Genomic DNA, 20120 nt, shown 5'->3' on the forward strand with positions numbered 1-20120 from the left:
TATATTTGCGATTGTTGCTTGTGCAGCACTTTAGTTACGTTAGAAGATAAAAAAATGACAGCGACAGTTATAACCACTGTGCTGTCATTTTATATTGGGTGATAGGCTACTTGCGGTTCAGCATGTAATACATTTCATTCCAGCGGATCTCATTTTTAAATGCAGGCAGCGTGGTGGCATTATCAATGAGTAAGAACTCGATATTGTGCATTTCCGCATATAAACGCAGATATTCGACGTCTAGCGCTTGGGTAAACACCGTATGATGCGCGCCGCCGGCCAAAATCCATGCTTCAGCAGCGGTGGCTAATGATGGTTGGGCTTTCCAGATCGCGCGAGCGACAGGCAGCTTGGGTAAATCACGCGGTTGTTCAACGGTGTCGACGCAGTTAACCAAGAGGCGGAACCGATCGCCTAAATCAATTAAGCTGGCATTCAGCGCCGCGCCCGCTGGGGTGGAAAAGAGCAAGCGAGCCGGGTCGTCTTTACCGCCTATGCCGAGATGCTGAACATCCAGCAACGGTTTTTCCTCTTTGGCTATCGACGGGCAGACTTCCAGCATATGCGATCCTACTACCAGATCGTTTCCTGGCTGGAAATTGTAGGTGTAGTCTTCCATGAAGGACGTACCGCCTTTCAGACCTGCCGCCATCACTTTCATAATGCGCAGTAGGGCGGCGGTTTTCCAATCGCCTTCAGCGCCGAAACCATAGCCTTTCTGCATCAATCGTTGGCAGGCTAAGCCGGGCAGTTGTTTGAGTCCATATAGGTTTTCGAATGTGGTGGTGAAGGCATGGAAACCGCCTTGCTGAAGGAAGCGTTCAATGCCTAACTCAAGGCGTGCGGCCTCCAGTAGGTTTTCGCGTTTTGCTCCGCCGTTTTTCACCGCGTCGGTCAGGATATAGCTGGCTTCATACTCTTCCACCAGCTCGTTGATATCGCCGTGGCTGACTTCGTTGACCACCTGTTCCAAATCGCCCAGCGCATAGCCGTTCACGCTATAACCAAATTGAATTTGAGCGCTGACTTTGTTTCCTTCTGTCACCGCCACTTCACGCATGTTATCGCCAAAACGCGCCACTTTCAGATGTTGGCTCTCATATTTTGCGGCGCAAACGCGCATCCAACGAGCGATACCTTCTTGTGCCTGTCGATCTTCCCAATGTCCGGCAACCACGCTGTGCTGCTGGCGCATGCATGCACCGATAAAGCCGAACTCGCGGCCACCGTGTGCAGTTTGGTTAAGATTCATGAAGTCCATGTCCATGCTGTCCCATGGGATTTGGGCATTAAACTGGGTGTGGAATTGCAGCAGTGGTTTTTCTAGGCGGCGTAGGCCGTTGATCCACATTTTGGCTGGCGAAAACGTGTGCAGCCAAACCAGCAGGCCAAGGCAGTTATCCTGATAGTTCGCATCGCGGCACAATGCGGTAATTTCATCCGGCGTGGTGGCTAACGGTTTTTGCACCAGTTTGACCGGCAAGCCCGATTGATTCAGATGGGCGACGACTTTTTCAGCCTGTTCTTTAACTTGTTGCAGGGTACGCTGGCCGTATAAATGCTGGCTACCGATAACGAACCAAACTTCGTTTTGTTGGAACTGTTGCATGATGACTCCGTAAATTCTAAATGGAATTAATGTTTGACGGCGGCGTAGCAGGGCTCAGCGCTCTGACACCACTGCTGATAACGTTCATAAAGCTGTTGGAAACGCGCCACGCGTTCGGGGTTAGGCTGTAATGTGCGTTCAACTTGGCTGGCCATGTTCTGCTGGGCGGTGGCAATATTGGGATAGGTACCTGCGGCAACGGCGGCAAAGATCGCGGCGCCTAATGCGCAGCACTGATCGGAGGCAACGATTTGTACCGGGCGATTCATCACATCGCAGCACACCTGCATGATCACCGGTGATTTACGTGCGATCCCGCCGAGTGTTAGGACGTTTTCCACCGGCACGCCCTGATGTTCAAAGCATTCCATAATGGCGCGTGCGCCGAAGGCCGTCGCGGCAATAAATCCGCCGAATAGCGCTGGTGCATCGGTTCCTAAATTAAGATCGGCGATCACGCCTTTCAGACGCTGATTGGCAAAAGGCGTGCGGCGGCCGTTGAACCAGTCTAAAACGACGGGCAGGTGATCAAGATGTGGTGCTTTGGCCCACTCTTCGGTGAGCGTCGGCAACAAGTTTTTTATGGTGTTTGCTAGCTGTGGTTCCAATTCTGGATGCTGTTTGGCGACCTGTTGCAGCGGCCAAGTTAACAAACGGCTGAACCAAGCATACATATCGCCAAACGCCGACTGACCCGCCTCTAACCCGACATAGCCTGGGATCACGCTGCCATCTACCTGTCCACAAATACCGGCAATGGTGCGATCGCCGATTAACTGTTGTTCGGCAATCAGAATGTCGCAGGTAGATGTGCCAATTACTTTCACCAACGTATACGGCTGCGCGCCCGCACCAACTGCGCCCATATGGCAGTCAAATGCGCCGCCGGAGAGAACAACGTCGATAGAGAGGCCTAAACGCTGCGCCCATTCATCGCTTAATTTTCCCACTGGAAGATCGGCGGTGTAGGTTTCGCTAAACAGAGGTTGTTGCAGTTTTTCGCCTAGACAAGGATCGAGCGCTTCGAGGAATTCGCGTGGCGCAACACCGCCCCATGATGGATGCCAAAGGGCTTTGTGTCCGGTGCTGCAACGTCCGCGTTTTAACTGATGCGGCTGTTGTTTTCCACACAATAGCGCGGGTATCCAGTCACAGAGTTCAATCCAAGAGGCTGCGGACTGGCGTACTGCGCTATCTTGACGACTGATATGCAAAATTTTCGCCCAAAACCACTCAGACGAGTAGACGCCGCCGATATAGCGCGTGTAGTCAGGAAACGCGCCGCTGCGGCATAGTTGGTTGATTTCTTCGGCTTCTTCGATGGCGGTATGGTCTTTCCACAACACAAACATCGCGTTGGGGTTATTGGCAAATTCTGGCAGTAACGCGAGCACATCGCCGTCATCATTAATCGGCGCTGGCGTTGAGCCGGTGGAATCGACGCCGATCCCGACCACCGCAGCGCGTTGTTCCGCACTCATTCTTGCTACCACGGCTTTGATCGCTTTTTCGAGCGATTCAATATAGTCGAGCGGATGGTGGCGAAATTGGTTGGCGGGCGCATCGCAAAACAGTCCTTGTTTCCAGCGCGGATAGTAGACGACTTCGGTATCTAACTCCTGACCGGTCACACAATCCACGGCGAGCGAACGCACCGAGTCACTACCAAAATCCAGCCCGATTGCAATGGGGTTCACGCGCATTCCCTATCTCCTGTTATATAGATTTCACTGCTAACCAACATAGAAAATAGGCCCCCTTTAGTGTGAGGATGGCTTAGCTACATGTATGTATTTTTCAGCTACGACTTGCTTTTATGTGACTCGCGTCAAAAGTTTTGATTGTTATTGAATTGCTAAATATATGCACAAAATGGCTGTATTTTTCTGGTGTGATTTTGCTCTCTATTTGTTCTTTAATTAGCCGCTACAACTTAGCCCGTCCTACACAACGACCTTACATTGCAGCGTGATATCAATATGTTTGGTATCTGCTGCGCTAAACCCCCTAAATTCGTACACCTAGCTTTGCGTCGTTAAACAGCATGGTCTGTATGACAAATCTGCTACATAAGAATGACGAAATTGGAGAGTTAGAAATATGCATAAATTCACTAAGGCTTTGGCTGCCATTGGACTGGCTGCCGTTATGTCACAATCCGCTATGGCCGAGAATATGAAACTCGGTTTCTTGGTTAAGCAACCGGAAGAACCTTGGTTCCAAACGGAATGGGCATTTGCCGATAAAGCCGGAAAGGATTTGGGATTCGACGTGATTAAAATTGCCGTTCCTGACGGAGAGAAAACGTTAAACGCGATTGATAGCCTCGCCGCTAGCGGTGCCAAAGGCTTTGTCATTTGTACTCCCGATCCCAAGTTAGGCCCTGCGATTATCGCTAAGGCGCGTAGCTACGATTTAAAAGTCATCGCGGTCGACGATCAGTTTGTGAATGCCAAAGGCAAGCCGATGGAAAATGTGCCATTGGTGATGATGGCGGCCAGTGAAATTGGCGCGCGCCAAGGGCAAGAGCTGTGGAAAGAGATGAACAAGCGCGGCTGGAAAGTCGATGAAACTGGAGTGATGGCAATTACCGCCGATGAACTGGATACCGCACGTCGCCGTACCACAGGCTCAATGGATGCATTAAAAGCGGCGGGCTTCCCTGAAAAACAAATCTATAAGGTGCCGACCAAGTCGAATGATATTCCCGGCGCGTTTGACGCGGCCAACTCCATGTTAGTTCAGTATCCGAAAGTCAAAAACTGGCTGATCGTTGGCATGAATGACAACACCGTTCTTGGCGGCGTGCGCGCAACGGAAGGCCAAGGATTTAAAGCCGATAACGTGATCGGTATTGGTATCAACGGCGTGGATGCGGTTAGCGAACTTTCTAAAGCCAACCCAACGGGCTTCTACGGTTCTCTGTTACCAAGCCCCGATATCCATGGCTACAAGAGCATACAGATGCTGAATGATTGGGTGACAAAAGATGTCGAGCCAGCCAAGTTCACGGCGGTGACCGACGTGGTGCTGATCACGCGTGATAACTTCAAAGAAGAGCTGAAAAAGAAAGGGTTATAGCGGCAGTCTTCATTTTAAAGTGAAACGGATCTCGTACTTCGAGGACGAGATCCTATCAATTCATGACTTTAGCCGCCTGTTGCTTTGGTCGCAGGCTGGCAAGGAGAGGGTTTATGACCTCCAACGTACCCTATTTGGAATTCCGTCATATCGGGAAAACATTTCCTGGGGTGAAGGCGCTGGATGACATCAGTTTTAGCTGCCAAGCCGGCCAGATCCATGCCCTGATGGGCGAAAACGGCGCGGGGAAATCGACGTTACTGAAGATTCTCAGCGGCAGCTATACGCCGACGCAGGGTGAAATTGTGCTTAAAGGCGAGTCGGTTCAGTTCAATAAAACCACCGATGCGCTGGATGCTGGCGTGGCCATTATTTATCAAGAGCTGCATTTAGTGCCTGAAATGACGGTGGCTGAAAATATTTATCTGGGCCAGTTACCGGCTAAAAAAGGCTTCGTGAATAATTCACTGCTGAATTATGAAAGCCGTTTGCAGCTTGAACATTTAGGGTTGGATATTGATCCGCAAACGCCGCTGAAATATCTCTCCATCGGCCAGTGGCAGATGGTTGAAATCGCTAAGGCGCTGGCACGCAATGCCAAAGTGATTGCTTTTGATGAGCCCACCAGCTCGCTGTCGTCGCGGGAAATAGAACAGCTGTTTCGTGTGATCCGCGAACTTCGGGCAGAAGGGCGCGTGATTATTTATGTGTCGCATCGTATGGAAGAGATTTTCGCATTGAGCGATGCCATTACGGTGTTTAAAGACGGTAAATATGTAAAAACGTTTGACGACATGCAGCAGGTCAATCATGAGTCGCTCGTGCAGGCCATGGTGGGACGTGATTTGGGTGATGTCTATGGCTATCAGCCACGTGAACATGGGGCGGTTCGCTTAGATGTTGAAGAGGTGTTGGCGCCGGGCGTTAAGCAACCTGTTTCGTTGCAGGTGAAACAAGGCGAAATTGTTGGGCTCTTTGGCTTGGTGGGGGCAGGTCGTAGCGAACTGATGAAAGCACTGTTTGGCGGCACCAAAATCACGCAGGGAAAAGTGCTGTTGGACGGGCGTGATATGCAGGTGCGCAGCCCGATAGATTCAATACGCCAAGGCATGATGCTCTGCCCTGAAGATCGCAAAGCCGACGGGATTATTCCCGTTCACTCGGTGCGCGAGAATATTAACATCAGCGCACGACGCAATACGTTAACCGCAGGCTGCCTGATTAATCAGCAGTGGGAAGTGAATAATGCGGATCAACGTATCAGTGCGCTAAACATCAAAACCCCCAGTCCAGAACAGCTGATTATGAATCTCTCCGGTGGTAACCAGCAGAAAGCCATTTTGGGACGTTGGTTGTCGGAAGACATGAAAGTCATTTTATTGGATGAGCCAACGCGCGGCATCGACGTGGGCGCTAAACACGAAATCTATCAGGTGATCTATCAGCTGGCCGAGCAGGGTATTGCCGTGCTGTTTGCGTCGAGTGATTTGCCGGAGGTCCTTGGCCTTGCCGATCGCATTGTTGTCATGCGTGAGGGCGCGATTTCTGGCGAATTACTGCGTGAAAACGCCAGCGAAGCCAAAGCGCTGGCGCTCGCCATGCCCGGTATATCCACTTCCTCTCATGCGGCCTGAAAAATCTAGGAGCAGAATTATGTCGAGTGTCACGTCTACGCCGGCGACGGTTAAAGCAGGAAAAAAGGGGCTTCACCTCAGTCGCATTTGGGATAGTTATGGCATGTTAGTGGTGTTTGCCGCGCTATTTATTGCCTGTTTGATTTTTGTGCCTAATTTTGGCTCATTTATCAATATGAAAGGACTTGGGCTGGCTATCTCCATGTCGGGAATGGTGGCCTGTGGGATGCTGTTTTGCTTAGCGTCGGGTGACTTTGACCTGTCGGTTGCCTCGGTTATTGCCTGTGCGGGGGTCACGACGGCCGTCGTCATCAACATGACTGAAAGCCTGTGGATCGGTATTTTTGCAGGTTTATTGCTGGGCGCGCTATGTGGCTTGGTTAACGGTTTTGTTATTGCGCGTTTAAAAATCAACGCGCTGATCACTACGCTAGCCACGATGCAGATTGTGCGCGGCTTAGCCTACATTATTTCAGATGGTAAAGCGGTGGGTATCGAAGACGAACGCTTTTTCGAATTGGGCTATGCCAACTGGCTAGGACTACCGGCTCCGATTTGGATCACCGTTATCTGTTTTATTCTGTTCGGTTTCTTGCTGAATAGAACCACTTTTGGGCGAAATACCTTAGCAATTGGCGGTAACGAAGAGGCCGCTCGTCTAGCGGGGGTTCCGGTGGTGCGTACCAAAATTATTATCTTCGTGTTGTCGGGGTTGGTATCGGCGGCGGCAGGGATCATTTTGGCTTCGCGTATGACCAGCGGCCAGCCAATGACGTCCATTGGTTACGAGCTGATTGTGATCTCGGCCTGCGTGCTGGGGGGCGTATCGCTTAAAGGTGGGATTGGCAAAATATCTTATGTCATCGCGGGCGTGTTGATTTTGGGTACGGTGGAAAATGCGATGAATTTGCTGAATATTTCACCATTCTCTCAGTACGTGGTGCGCGGAGTTATTTTGCTGGCTGCGGTAATTTTTGACCGTTACAAACAGCTATCCAAGAAAAGTCTGGCTTAGTCCTAAAGGGGAAAAATTTACGGCTTAAACGTGAGCTTAAATAGGATGAGTCCTGATTGTTAAGTTTAAATTATAGATAATTATTTATCTGCTTCACATTTTTACAGCAATTATGAGCAGCGTTTTCGCTGCTCTGTAAACTGGGCTGGTGGTTTACTAAAGGATGGGAGGGACGATGTATCAACGTTTAACGCAGGACCCACAACCAAACCCCTTATTGCCGGGATACAGTTTTAACGCTTATTTGGTCGCAGGATTAACACCGATTATTGCCGATGGACCATTAGACTTCTTTATTGATCGCCCTGAGGGCATGAAAGGCTATATCCTCAATTTGACGATCAAAGGTGAAGGCCGCATTTTTAGCGGCAAAGAGGGAGAAGAAACCTTATACAGCAAACCGGGAGAGTTGCTGTTATTTCCACCGAAAGCCAGCCACTTTTATGGACGCTCATCAGAAAGCGATTGTTGGTATCACCGGTGGGTTTATTTTCGTCCACGTGCTTATTGGGCCGATTGGTTGGAATGGCATAGCCAAGTTAATGGCGTAGGGCACATGGTATTGCCTGAGAATACGTTACTGGAATTTGATCGTTTGTTTGCCAATATTGAGCAAACACACAAATCGGGCCGTCGCTTTGCTGAAGAGCTGGCAATGAATTTGCTTGAGCGGTTGCTGCTGCGTGCGATGGAAGAAGATCCGCAGGCACCTCAGCGCATTATGGATGCACGCATTATTGAAGCCTGCCAGTTTATTACCGGCAATTTGGCCGATGAGCTGCGCATTGAAGACGTTGCTAAACACGTGTGCTTATCTCCGTCGCGCCTTGCGCATCTTTTCCGTGAACAGGTTGGGGTGAATATTCTGCGCTGGCGTGAAGATCAGCGGGTTATCCGCGCCAAGCTCCTGCTGCAAACCACTCAAGAACCCATTGCGACCATTGGCCGCGTGGTGGGCTACGACGATCAGCTCTATTTTTCACGCGTATTCCGTAAGCGCGTTGGCGTTAGCCCGAGCGATTATCGCCGCCGCAATCATGAAGTTAATGATTCCTCATCGATGAGCGCGGGAGAGCGCCGCCAGAGCGAAAGGCAGAGTACGTTACTGAGAGTGTAGGTAAGTGACGGTGTCACTTTTTTTGTTTTTCCGATCATAAACTTCTGCTGTTTTTTGCTCACCAACATTCTGATTTTATTCCGCTATGCGAGTGCCGTAGTTGCGGTGCTCGCATAGCGGAGTTGTTGTCTAATAAGTATCCGCCTAAGCAAGATCGCACTGCGTCCCCTTGCTCCTTGTCCTAAAACAGGCTATCAAATAGCACTATCTTAATATTTCGATAACAATGTATAAGTTGAAAAGATGATCTAATGTCATCTCTTACTCTTTTGATTGCTAGGGCAGCGAGGTTTTGTATGGCGGATTCAATTCGTGTTGGGCTGATCGGCTATGGCTTTGCCGGTAAAACGTTCCATGCACCGCTGATTGCTGGCACGCCGGGTTTAACACTAGCGGCGGTTTCAAGCAGCGATGCTGAAAAAGTGCGCGCTGATTGGCCGGGAATGACGGTGGTTGGCGAGCCGGGACAGCTTTTTTCCGATCCCAATATTGATATGGTGGTTATCCCAACGCCTAACATTACGCATTATCCTCTCGCAAAGCAGGCGCTGCTGGCGGGTAAACATGTGGTGGTGGATAAGCCTTTCACGGTCAATCTACAGGAAGCACGTGAGCTAGACATGCTGGCTAAGCAGCAAAAACGGCTGCTGTCGGTGTTTCATAACCGCCGTTGGGACAGTGACTTTCTTACGGTGAAAACGCTGCTGGCGGAAGGCGCGCTGGGTGATGTGGTGCAGTTTGAATCACATTACGATCGTTTTCGTCTGGAGGTCCGTGACCGCTGGCGCGAGAAAGTGGGCGCAGGCAGCGGGATCTGGTTTGATCTTGGCTCACACTTGCTCGATCAAGCCTTACAGCTGTTTGGCAAACCTCAAAGCTTGTTGGCGGATCTGGCAGCGATGCGGCCAAACTCGCAGACCACAGACTATTTCCACGCCATTTTGTATTACTCCGATAAGCGCGTCATTTTGCACGGGAGCATGGTTACGGCCGCTGAAACGCCGCGTTATGTGGTTCATGGCACGAAAGGCAGCTACATCAAACATGGATTAGATCCGCAAGAGGATCGCTTGAAGGCCGGTGAGCGTCCACCGCAGGCGGATTGGGGTTATGACATGCGTGATGGTGTGTTAACGCTGGTACAAGACGACATTATGGCCGAGCAGTCGTTGCTGACTATTCCGGGCAACTATCCGGCGTATTATGCCGGTATTCGTGATGCGATTAACGGTGACGGTGATAATCCCGTACCGGCTTGCGAGGCGATAACCGTAATGGAGCTGCTGGAATTGGGGCAAGAGTCGTCGCTTCAACAAAGAGCATTACCGTTACCCGCTTAACATGATGTCGTTGTCTCTGCGTTGATACGTCTTGCTGATACTTTTCGTTGATACTTTTCGTTGAAGTCATGGCGAGTAGTCTCAAATAAGCCTTCTTTCGTATATTTATAGAATCACAGAAAGAAGGCTTTGTTTTTTATTCGACCTTATATACAGGCACTTTTTTGGTAAGGGATGTTGAGTTATGTCTTGGCTGCAACGTTTGCGGATTGATAAGTTTTTACTGGTTCTGATTTGCGTGGTGATTCTGGCATCGTTGTTCCCTTGTGAAGGGATCTACAAAACGGTCTTCGAACATCTCACCACGGCGGCGATTGCGTTGCTGTTCTTTATGCACGGTGCCAAGCTTTCACGTGAAGCCATCGTTTCTGGGATGGGCCATTGGAAACTGCATTTAGTGGTTTTTCTCAGTACGTTTGCGCTTTTCCCTCTGCTCGGGTTAGCGCTCAACGTGGTGGTACCTAATCTTTTGAGCCCCGCGCTCTATCTCGGTTTCCTTTATTTGTGTGCTTTGCCTGCCACCGTTCAGTCGGCGATTGCTTATACCTCGATGGCGGGTGGAAACGTTGCCGCCGCTATCTGTAGTGCATCGGCGTCCAGTATTCTGGGTGTGTTCCTTTCGCCACTGCTGGTGGGATTGCTGATGCACACGCAGGGCGGCGAAACCGATACGCTGCATGCGATTGGCGCGATCATCCTGCAACTGATGGTTCCTTTTGTGGTGGGGCATTTATCTCGCCCGCTGATTGCCAAATGGGTCGAGCGTCATCGTAAGCTGATTAATATTACTGACCGGTCTTCGATTTTATTGGTGGTTTATACCGCATTCAGCGAAGCCGTTATTGAAGGTATCTGGCACCAGATTGACGCTTGGTCGCTGCTGTCTATCGTTGTCTGCTCCACCGTGCTGCTAGCCATTGTGTTGGTCATCAATACCTTTGCGGCGCGTTGGTTGGGGTTCAATACCGCAGATGAAATTACCATTGTGTTCTGCGGTTCTAAAAAGAGCTTGGCGAACGGCATCCCGATGGCAAACGTACTTTTCCCTGCCTCGGCGGTAGGCATGATGGTTCTCCCATTGATGATTTTCCACCAAATTCAGCTGATGGTGTGCGCGGTATTAGCGCAAAGGTATGTGAATCGTGGGAAGAAGGTGGCTGAGGAGCAGGTGAAGGAATAGGGGGGTGTGAGCATGTGGGTTTTGTGTAAGGTTTTGTCCGCCTAAAATACCGAGTCTTGCATATACATCGTGCAGGCGTCCGTGTTAGGGGGCCAATCGCCGCCCCCTAACAACCCGGCTTGGCACCGTTCTTCAGCCTGCTTCGCAGGTTCCCTCATCTCGTCATTCCGGCTTTAACGGAACGAGCGACAATCGGCATCCATGCCTCCGTCGCTCTTTTGCCGACGTCCAGTCGGCAAATCCTAGCCTTCATTCCTCAATTCGGCTGAAGAATAACGTGCCGAAAAAGGTCAAACCCAAAAGATAACAGACAAAAACTTTATCTGTTTTTTAGTTTAAGTGTTGGGAGAAAGAGCAACGCTAACAGGATGTTAGCGTTAGGGGAGGAGGCGCCAAGGATGGCGCATGCCGACCCGGCGCGGAGATGGCGTCTCGGATAAAAGCGCGAGGATTGAAGGGGCGCGCGCTGGCGCCCCTCATCGTACGCCTTCGATTTAGCTATATGTGATAGCCGTTATTGATAGGCGGACGAAACCTTTCACCTTTCTTCGACTACCGACGAATCACGACCCTATTTTCTTCTCACGCAGAGCGCGTTTCTCTTCTTCAGAAATAAACGCCATCTCCAATCCATTGATCTGGGCGGTGCGGATTTCTTCTGGCGTTAACCCTGCGGCAGGTGCGGCGACGTTATATTCATGCGCCAGCTCAATGCCTTCTACTGCCGGATCGTCAGTGTTAATGGAGGCCAGAATGCCGTGACGTAGGAAGGTTTTCAGCGGGTGATTTTCCAGTGAAGCTACGGTGCTGGTTTGAATATTGGACGTCAGGCAGGATTCCATCCCGATGCGGTTTTTAGCTAAATAATCCAGCAGCTTGGTATCTTCGACCGCTTTAACACCGTGGCCGATGCGTTCTGCACCTAGTTCATGAATGGCTTGCCAGATGCTTTCAGGGCCAGCCGCTTCGCCCGCGTGAACCGTAATATGTAAACCTGCGTCGCGTGCGCGGTTGAAGTGGTTTAGGAATAAAGAGCCAGGGAAGCCCAGTTCGTCACCAGCCAAATCCAATGCGGTGATGCCTTCACGACAGGCCAGCAGGGCATCTAGTTCTTTTAAGCAGGCGCTTTCGCCAAATGTACGGCTCATGATGCCGATGAGGCGAGTTTCAACGCCAAAATCGCGAACACCGGCGCGCACGCCGTCGATTACCGCTTCAACGACACCTTGTACCGGCAACTGGTGTTTCATCGCCATGTAATACGGCGAGAAACGCAGTTCGGCATAGTCGATACCGGCACGTAATGCATCTTCCACGTTTTCGTAGGCAACACGGCGGCAGGCGTCGAGAGAACCTAAAACGGCAACGCCCCAATCCAGTTTCTGTAAAAAGCTGACTAAGTCTGGCGCGGTATCGGTGATTTGTACGTGAGGGCGCAGGGCTTCCAGCTCTTCGGCAGGCAGTGCCAGATTGAACTGGCGACCCAGTTCCAGAATAGTTTGCGGACGAATGTTACCGTCAAGATGACGATGGATATCGGTCAGAGGAAGGCGGGTGTCAATCATGATATGCACTCTCAGTTATTCTGGATAAAGTGCGTAACAGTATAAAAACAATACACTGCAAATTACCAGTGAGTTGCATAAAAATGTGATCATAATCACAAATAATGAGTATTAGTCTCAATTTTACGGGTAACTGTATAAATACACAGTATCAATCAAATGCTAAAAAATAGGCATGGCTATTGTGAGATACGCGGTTAATCCTCGAACAGCTTTTCGATGGATTTGGTTGGGTAGAAAGCGAGTTTGCGTTATTGCCCGTGAGAGCAATAAACCCAAGTTTCAGGCAGAACTGCTTTGCTTTCTCATTGAGTGCATCGACAAACATGCCGTGAACGTCCACGGCGAGCGATGCTCGATAGACCACTTGCATCCCCGTCACTGAGCTGCAACGGGGATGTATAGACTGGCTATTTAACTAGCTTTTTTAAAGCAGAAATCAGTTTTTGCACGCCTAATTCCACTTTGCTGCGTGGGCAGCCAACGTTGAGGCGAACAAAGCCACGGCCTTCTTCACCGTAGGTAAAGCCAGGCATAATCGCCACTTTTTCCTCATCGATGAGTACGCGCTGAAGCTCTTGGTCATCCACGCCCAGAACGCGCAGGTCGATCCATGCCAGATATGTTGCCTGTGGGATCTTCCATGCCAATTGTGGGAAGGCTTGGTTTAGCTCAGTGGCGACGTATTCTAGATTGGATTGCAGATATGTGCGCAGTTCGTCTAGCCACGACTGACCTTCACGATAGGCAGCGATATGCGCTGCAACGGCAAGTACCGCCGGAGAAGAAAGGCCATCTTTGCTTTTAAGCTGCAAGAAATAAGCGTCACGAGTGGCCGGATCGTTAATAAAACCATAGGCGCCGGTTAACGCAGGGATATTGAAGGACTTGGAGGCGGAGGTCAGCAATGCCCACGGTGTTTTGCCAACTTCATTCCACGGAAGGTGCTGACGATCGCCCCACGTCATATCCATGTGGATTTCGTCACTGATGACCTTCACGTCATGGCGCTCACACAGCTCGGCCATGATTTCCAGCTCGGCACGTGTCCAGACTTTACCCGTTGGGTTTTGCGGGCTGCATAGCAACAGTACTTTAGTTTGTGGGCGAGCCAGCAGCGCTTCTAAGTGAGCCATGTCGCAGAACCATTCACCCTCAGATTGCTTCATCGGGCAGGCCAGCAATTGGCGCTGATTACCAAGCACCACTTTATAGAAAGCATCGTAGGCGGGTGTATGGGTGACAACGCATTCACCGGGCTGAGTCCACAGGCGAATCAGCTGTGCCACCATATAGATCACGGAAGGACCATAAACGGCGGTATCGGTATCTATAGCGCTGTTAAAACGCTTAGCGTACCAGTGACGCAGTGCGCCGAGGAAATCTTCGTGCTGCCAGCGGCTGTAGCCGAGCACGCCGTGCGCAATGCGTTTTTCCAGTGCCTGCGTAATGCAAGGGGCGGTTGCAAAATCCATATCGGAAATGGTGAACGGCAGCAGATCGTTAACACCAAAACGATCGCCAATATAATCCCACTGGGTACACCATGTGCCGTGACGGTCAACAGTCTTAGAAAAATCAAACATATTTCATTCGCCTTAATTTGATATTTGCTCGAATGAGAAATAAAGCGGGGCGCTAAGCGCCCCAAATGTATGGTCAAACAAGGTTATACGCTTGGCTGAGCTATTAGGTAGTCTAATTCATCTTTGACCGACTGTACCTGTGGCCCGATAACAACCTGTAAATTATGCTCATTGACATGCACCACGCCAATAGCACGTAGGTTTTTCAGCGTTGCGTCATCAACCAGCTTCATGTCTTTCACTGAAAGACGCAGGCGGGTAATACAGTTGTCGAGGGACACGATATTATCCGCGCCGCCGAGTGCAACCAAAATCCCCGGGGTGTCATAGCCTGATTTGCTTGAAGACGCCGCTTTCGCTGATTTTTCGCTGGTGGTGCTGTTATCAATATCGCGACCCGGCGTTTTGATATTGAAGCGGGTGATAGCGAAACGGAAGATAGCGTAGTAGGCAACGAACCATACCGCGGCAACCACAGGAACCATATACCATTTGGTTTGTAGACCGTGCAGAACGCCAAACACCACGAAGTCGATGATGTTGCCGTCGGTGTTACCGATAGTCACGCCGAGCACGGACATGATGGTGAAGCCCAAGCCAGTCAGGATGGCGTGGATCAGGTACAAGAACGGCGCAACAAACAGGAACAGGAATTCAAGCGGTTCAGTGGTACCACCAACAACACAGGCAACCACGCCAGAAATCAGCAGGCCTTTAATTTTATGGCGGTTTTCAGGACGCGCACAGTGGTACATCGCTAACGCTGCACCCGGTAAACCACCTAAGAAGGCGGGCATTTTACCCTGAGACAGGAACTGCGTTGCGCTTTCTGAGAAGCCGTGAGTGGTAGGGCAAGAAAGCTGCGCTTGGAAGATGGTCAGTGCACCGCTAACGGAGTGACCGCAAACGTCCATGGTGCCGCCCGCTTCGGTAAAGCGAATAATGGCAACCAGAATGTGCTGTAAACCAAACGGTAACAGCAGACGCTCAACGGTACCGAAGATCATCGGACCAAATGCGCCAGCGCTATGGATAAGGCGACCAAGGCCATTAATGCCCATCGCGAACCACGGCCAGATCAATGGCACCAGCAGACCAAGCAGGCCTAAAACCAGCAGGGTGATAATTGGAACGAAGCGCGTACCGCCGAAGAACGAAAGCGCATCCGGCAGACGAATAGTGCTAAAGCGTTCATGCAGTAAGAACACCACAATCCCGACGATAATCGCACCCAAAATACCGGTATCAATAGACTGAATACCCAGCACGGTTTGAATGTTATTGGCTTTCAGCACCAGAGGATCAACGCTTGGCAAGATCCCTTTCGTCGTCAGATAGAAGTTGGTGGCCAGATTGAATACGGTAAAACCTACGAATCCGGCAAACGCCGCAACGCCTTTGTTATCGCGTGCCATACCCAGAGGGATAGCAACGGCGAACATCACCGGCAGGAAGCTGAAACCGAAGGAGCCGATTTTGCTCATCCAAGTGAACAGTAATTGAAGCGGGGTATTATCCAGCACTGGCAATAACGTTAAAACATCGCGGCTGCTCAGCGAGCTACCAATTCCCAGCATAATGCCGCAGAAAGAGAGCAGCGCCACGGGCAGCATAAAGGTCTTACCAAGGCTTTGGAAAAACTCCCATAGCGTAATTTTTTGTTTGGTCTGGGTGGGCATGGTAACTCCTGATGGAAAGATCCTTGGAGAGGATCGCTATTTCTAATAAAAATTATCAATTCATCTTCGTCTTTCTGGTAAAAGAAGATAAAACGTTTTACCAAACAAAACCATTTGCCGGATCACAGTTCTAAAAATCAGTGTTAATGTGAATTATGCGAGATTGGATTAAATGTTTTACTAAAAAATACGCTAAAATAACCTACGAAAATGAATACCCTATGCTATCGACAAGTGAATAATTAACGGCATGAACCCGAAAAAGATCACCATAACCGACGTTGCCCAGCACGCTGGCGTATCAGTTACTACCGTTTCTCTGGTCCTCAGCGGCAAGGGGCGTATTTCTGATAAAACCTGTCATCGTGTTAACTCAGCGATTGAAACTCTTGGTTATGTACGCAACCAACAGGCAGCGATGCTGCGCGGAAGCGTGTCTAATGTGATCGGGCTTATCGTTAGTGACATTAGCGAGCCGTTTTATGCTGAAGTTGCGGCAGGAATTAGTGAAATCTTGGAAGCGCAGGGGAAGGTGCTATTTCTCACGCAGTGTGGAAAAAACGGTCTACATCTGGCTCGTTGCCTTGATAGCCTGAGTGGTTACGGCGTTGACGGCATTATTGTAGGTAGTGGTCGTTTTCTTAGTGATGAGATGAAACAGAAAGCGCGAGAAATGCGTTTGCCGCTGGTGTGTGCCGCACGGGCCAGCGAATTCGATGATATCGACGTTATTCGCCCGGATAACTCGCAGGCGGCAAAGATGGCCACAGAATATTTAATTAAACATGGTCATCGCCAGATTGCCTATCTCGGTGGAGAAAGTAGCTCCCTTACGCGCGCTGAACGCTTAGGTGGGTTTTGCGGAACCTTGATCCAATATGGTCTGCCGTTCAAATCGGAATGGGTTGTCGAGTGCGACTGTAAGCAACAGGACGCGGCGGAGGCGACCAAAAACCTGCTTAACCATCACCCTAAAATCACGGCAATCTTGTGCCATAAGGCGTCTATTGCCATGGGCGCATACTTTGGCGTAATCGGCATGGGTAATAGCGTGGGTAAAGACGAGAACGAAAGCTACTATTCGCGTCAGGTAGCATTAATTGGTTTTGGGGATGTGCCGGAAGCAGAGCTGACCGATCCACCGTTAACCTTCATCAGTAGCTCCGCACGTGAAATAGGCTATAGCGCGGCGAACCGCATGCTACAGCGTATTGATGCGCCCGACGAACAGGTCCAACACATTATTTTGCCACCCAAGCTAATAGCCAGAGGCTCGGCATAATCCTTTCTGAACTGGTTTAAAAAAAACGGCCCCGAAAGGGGCCGCTTAATGTTCACATCGTGCTTAAACGCTGAATCAATTCCCCGCAGGGGCTTCGCTCTGATCTTGCATACCACCTAAAATTCCAAACAGGCCAACAAACTGAGCCAGCGGCATTTTGGTGCCATTCAAATCAACCTGACCATCGGCATAGCTGAAATTGCTCGAAATCACATTGTCTTTCTGCGTTGTCAGCTTAAACATCTGGCCCATGGCTGAAATGCCTTGAACCTGTTGTCCTGCTAAACGTTTCGCATCTTCGGCGTTATAACCTTCTAATTCCGCTGCCTGAGAAGCCAACTGGGTCGCCATCGGCATGGAGATAGCCAGTTTTGCGTCCAGCTTTTTGATTGACCGCAACATCAACGGCTCGCCGGTAGTTTCTGCCTGCGGTTGAGGGTTAGCAAGGTTGAGATCCAAGCTGAACTGACTTTCACCCTGAGCGGTTTTCCAGCTCAGCGGTTGAATATTTAGCGTTGGGCTTCCAGCAAGCAGGGCAGGCATATTCTTTTCAACCAGCGCGGCTAATTCTTGCTGATAGACATCAGGATCAACGTCGTCGCCCTGTGCCAGTTGGCGGTTGATGAAATCATTGTACTGGAAGGTAAACGCTTTCAATCCTTTCCCGTCTACGCCGTTGAATTTCAACGTTAAGGCACCTTGACCGAAATCTTTGCCGCTGATTTTCAGCGCATCAAGCGTGTAGTTCAGCACGCCATTAAGATTCTTATCATCTTCGCCGACGTTCGCGTCTAGCTTGAAGCCATCAAGCACGGCAGACTCTTTGCCATCAACAGACACCGACAGGTGCTTGGCATTCATTTTTTGCGAGCCGATATTCAGGTCAAACTTGCCGCGGTGGCTATCGCTTTCCATCGTGAAGCCTTGCAGAGTGATTTGCTCTTGCTGGCTCATTTCATTTGGTGCAGAGATCACTACGTTATCGCTGTTCATGTCGAATTTCAGCGTGGAAAGATCTTTGGCGACGTCTGCGTTAATCACTGCGCCGTCAAATTTCACTGAAATTTTGTCTTTCGCGTAGTCGACAGGGATCAGCGTAATTTTCGACTGCGTATCGCCGTTGTAAGCGATGCGTGTATCTGCATCTACCAGCGATTTACCCTTAGTAGCATCAAACAATGCTTTTACCGCTGGCGTGTTTTCTAATTCGGTATGTACTGACGCCATGCTTGGCACAAAGTTGAAGTTTTTGAGCTGTGCCAGCGGGAATGGACCGTGGGTAATGGTTTCTTTCAACACAATCTGTTCACCGGCTTTAAGGCTTGGCTCGCCTTTAAAGGTTGGATCGTTTTGCAGAATATAGCGAACGTCGGTAGAGAACAGATGGCGATTGTAGTCTTCGTAGCTGAGTTTTAACCCTGCTTTAGGGAAATAGTTGTTGATCTGGCTATTAACGTTCTCAACCTCAGTCGTCATTCGTTGCTCAATGAGCTTCCCGGTATACCAAGAGGCTCCGGTCCAGGCTGCGCCTAACACAACAATGACCGCAACCGCGACAGCTGATTTTTTCATATTGAGTTCTTCCTTAAGCCTTAAATGTGCTGCCGCGAGGGAAATGCCTCAAAAGCGGCGTGTCGAACAAATGATGATAGACGTATAACAAAAAAACGCCCGTAGGCGCTTTTCATTGTGGATGTAAACCCATTCAATGTAAACCAAGCCCATTCGCAAATACTTATCTGAATTTGCAGGGGAAAGGGATGCTTCCACCAAGGTTTATATTAGGTTTATTTTCACAGCATAAATCAGAGCTCGTTAAATACGCGAGCTAATTGGCCATGGCCTTGAACCTGCACTGGCGACTCACTGGCTGGCAGATAACAGGATTCTCCTGGAACCAGCACGATACGCTGTTCGCCTTTAATCAGCGTCGCTTCACCGGTAACACAGAACAGAATCGCCGCGCTTTCTTGGGCTAACGACTGTGGCACTTCGGTCAGGGTATGCACGGCAAAGGCAAAGTCTTCGACTGGAATAGGGAAGCGAGTTTCATGCCCGTGCACAACCGGGGCGGTCAGCAGCGTGTTAGCAGGCTTAGCAATAAACTTCACGTTGGCTAACAGTTCTGGCACATCGATGTATTTTGGCGTTAGGCCTGCACGTAGAACGTTGTCTGAGTTCGCCATGATTTCCAAGCCGACTCCATCCAAATATGCATGCGGAGTTTCTGCATACAGGAACATACTTTGGCCAGGCTCAAGCTCAACGGTATTTAGCAGCAACGGCGAGAACAGGCCACTATCGTCTGGATAAAAGCGCGCAATGCCGCGTATTGTATCCCATGCTGGCCCTTGCTGGTGGTTTAGCGCTTCGGCAAGCACGCTTAAGGCATGCGCTTTTTGCTCACCGTCCATACTCAGCAAATTACCAAATAACACCGATAAATGCTGTGCGTCTGGCGATTGAATAAACTTCGCAATATCAGGATGCGCGCTGGCTACGGGCTGTAATAGCTGAGCAATTTCGGCAAATTCACGGAAGCCGTTCATCGCTTTGAAAGGCGTTAACGCATAAACCAGCTCGGGCTTGTGGTTAGGATCTTTGTAATTACGGTTTGCGGCATTGATCGCAATACCCGCAGACTCTTCACGCGCAAAACCTTCTTCTGCGGCATGTTTGCTTGGGTGAACTTGAATCGATAACGGCTGTGCTGCGCACAGGACTTTGAATAAGAATGGCAACTCGCCAAAACGTTTCGCAACGGCGCTGCCTAGATTCCCAGTGAGATCTTTGGCGATCTCATCGCGTAATGACACCTTATTGCCGTTTTTATCCAAAACTTTAGAGCTGCTGAGCGGATGAGCCCCCATCCACAATTCAGCCATAGGTTTGTTATCTGGATTCGAGAAGCCATACAGCTTGCTCAGTGCATCGTGACTGCCCCAAGCATAGTTTTGTACGGCATTAATCATCTTTTGCATTGGTATCAACCTAAAGTGAAGTTAAAGCGAAACGTGAATATGAATAATAAA

The 20120-nt window shown here is 50.0% G+C and carries 14 protein-coding genes and 1 pseudogene; 7 read left to right on the plus strand and 8 right to left on the minus strand.

What is annotated here, in order from left to right; genetic code table 11:
* Positions 1-106 precede the first annotated feature (106 nt).
* Together araA and DSM2777_RS16235 are read right to left on the minus strand one after the other, a co-directional pair.
* The gene (gene araA, locus DSM2777_RS16230; protein WP_061554546.1) at positions 107-1609 is read right to left on the minus strand and encodes an L-arabinose isomerase; all 1503 of its coding nucleotides are present in this window, start codon (positions 1607-1609) and stop codon (positions 107-109) included.
* Between the two features lie 26 nt (positions 1610-1635).
* A complete protein-coding gene (locus DSM2777_RS16235) occupies positions 1636-3312 on the minus strand; it encodes a ribulokinase (protein ID WP_061554547.1) in 1677 nt (558 codons plus the stop codon).
* A gap of 397 nt (positions 3313-3709) precedes the next feature.
* Here DSM2777_RS16235 and DSM2777_RS16240 point away from each other — a divergent pair, with 397 nt between their 5' ends.
* The 6 genes from DSM2777_RS16240 to DSM2777_RS16265 all read left to right on the plus strand — a co-directional run bounded on the left by DSM2777_RS16240 (position 3710) and on the right by DSM2777_RS16265 (position 10976).
* Entirely contained in the window at positions 3710-4690 is a 981-nt protein-coding gene (locus DSM2777_RS16240; protein ID WP_025801034.1) for an arabinose ABC transporter substrate-binding protein, read from the plus strand.
* 113 nt (positions 4691-4803) lie between these two features.
* Complete coding sequence (gene araG, locus DSM2777_RS16245; RefSeq protein ID WP_046460073.1) at positions 4804-6324, plus strand: L-arabinose ABC transporter ATP-binding protein AraG; 1521 nt, start codon at positions 4804-4806, stop codon at positions 6322-6324.
* A gap of 19 nt (positions 6325-6343) precedes the next feature.
* Complete coding sequence (gene araH, locus DSM2777_RS16250; RefSeq protein ID WP_061554548.1) at positions 6344-7339, plus strand: L-arabinose ABC transporter permease AraH; 996 nt, start codon at positions 6344-6346, stop codon at positions 7337-7339.
* A gap of 175 nt (positions 7340-7514) precedes the next feature.
* Positions 7515-8456 carry an arabinose operon transcriptional regulator AraC gene (gene araC, locus DSM2777_RS16255; RefSeq protein WP_046460071.1) on the plus strand — a complete coding sequence of 314 codons (942 nt, stop codon included), beginning with the start codon at positions 7515-7517 and terminating at the stop codon, positions 8454-8456.
* Between the two features lie 296 nt (positions 8457-8752).
* A complete protein-coding gene (locus DSM2777_RS16260; protein WP_061554549.1) occupies positions 8753-9796 on the plus strand; it encodes an oxidoreductase in 1044 nt (347 codons plus the stop codon).
* A gap of 184 nt (positions 9797-9980) precedes the next feature.
* On the plus strand, positions 9981-10976 hold the full coding sequence (locus tag DSM2777_RS16265; protein WP_061554550.1) for a bile acid:sodium symporter family protein: 996 nt from the start codon (positions 9981-9983) through the stop codon (positions 10974-10976).
* Between the two features lie 563 nt (positions 10977-11539).
* Here DSM2777_RS16265 and add read toward each other — a convergent pair.
* The 4 genes and pseudogenes from add to malX form a co-directional block, all read right to left on the minus strand.
* Entirely contained in the window at positions 11540-12541 is a 1002-nt protein-coding gene (gene add, locus DSM2777_RS16270) for an adenosine deaminase (protein ID WP_061554551.1), read from the minus strand.
* Between the two features lie 197 nt (positions 12542-12738).
* Positions 12739-12914 (minus strand): annotated as a pseudogene (locus DSM2777_RS23875) (N-acetyltransferase); the annotation flags it as partial.
* 37 nt (positions 12915-12951) lie between these two features.
* On the minus strand, positions 12952-14127 hold the full coding sequence (locus tag DSM2777_RS16275; protein ID WP_061554552.1) for a MalY/PatB family protein: 1176 nt from the start codon (positions 14125-14127) through the stop codon (positions 12952-12954).
* An 83-nt stretch (positions 14128-14210) separates the two neighbouring features.
* Entirely contained in the window at positions 14211-15806 is a 1596-nt protein-coding gene (malX, locus tag DSM2777_RS16280) for a maltose/glucose-specific PTS transporter subunit IIBC (protein WP_061554553.1), read from the minus strand.
* Between the two features lie 250 nt (positions 15807-16056).
* Here malX and malI point away from each other — a divergent pair, with 250 nt between their 5' ends.
* Positions 16057-17088, plus strand: coding sequence for a Mal regulon transcriptional regulator MalI (gene malI, locus DSM2777_RS16285; RefSeq protein ID WP_046459471.1), 1032 nt, complete (start codon positions 16057-16059; stop codon positions 17086-17088).
* A 75-nt stretch (positions 17089-17163) separates the two neighbouring features.
* On the opposite strand, the gene DSM2777_RS16290 is transcribed toward malI, so the two are convergent.
* Positions 17164-18660 (minus strand): YdgA family protein, encoded by a 1497-nt coding sequence (locus DSM2777_RS16290; RefSeq protein WP_061554554.1) that lies wholly within the window; start codon positions 18658-18660, stop codon positions 17164-17166.
* Between the two features lie 233 nt (positions 18661-18893).
* Complete coding sequence (gene manA / locus DSM2777_RS16295) at positions 18894-20069, minus strand: mannose-6-phosphate isomerase (protein WP_061554555.1); 1176 nt, start codon at positions 20067-20069, stop codon at positions 18894-18896.
* Positions 20070-20120: the final 51 nt, after the last annotated feature.

The organism is Obesumbacterium proteus (assembly GCF_001586165.1).
In the GTDB taxonomy this organism is placed as follows: domain Bacteria; phylum Pseudomonadota; class Gammaproteobacteria; order Enterobacterales; family Enterobacteriaceae; genus Hafnia; species Hafnia protea.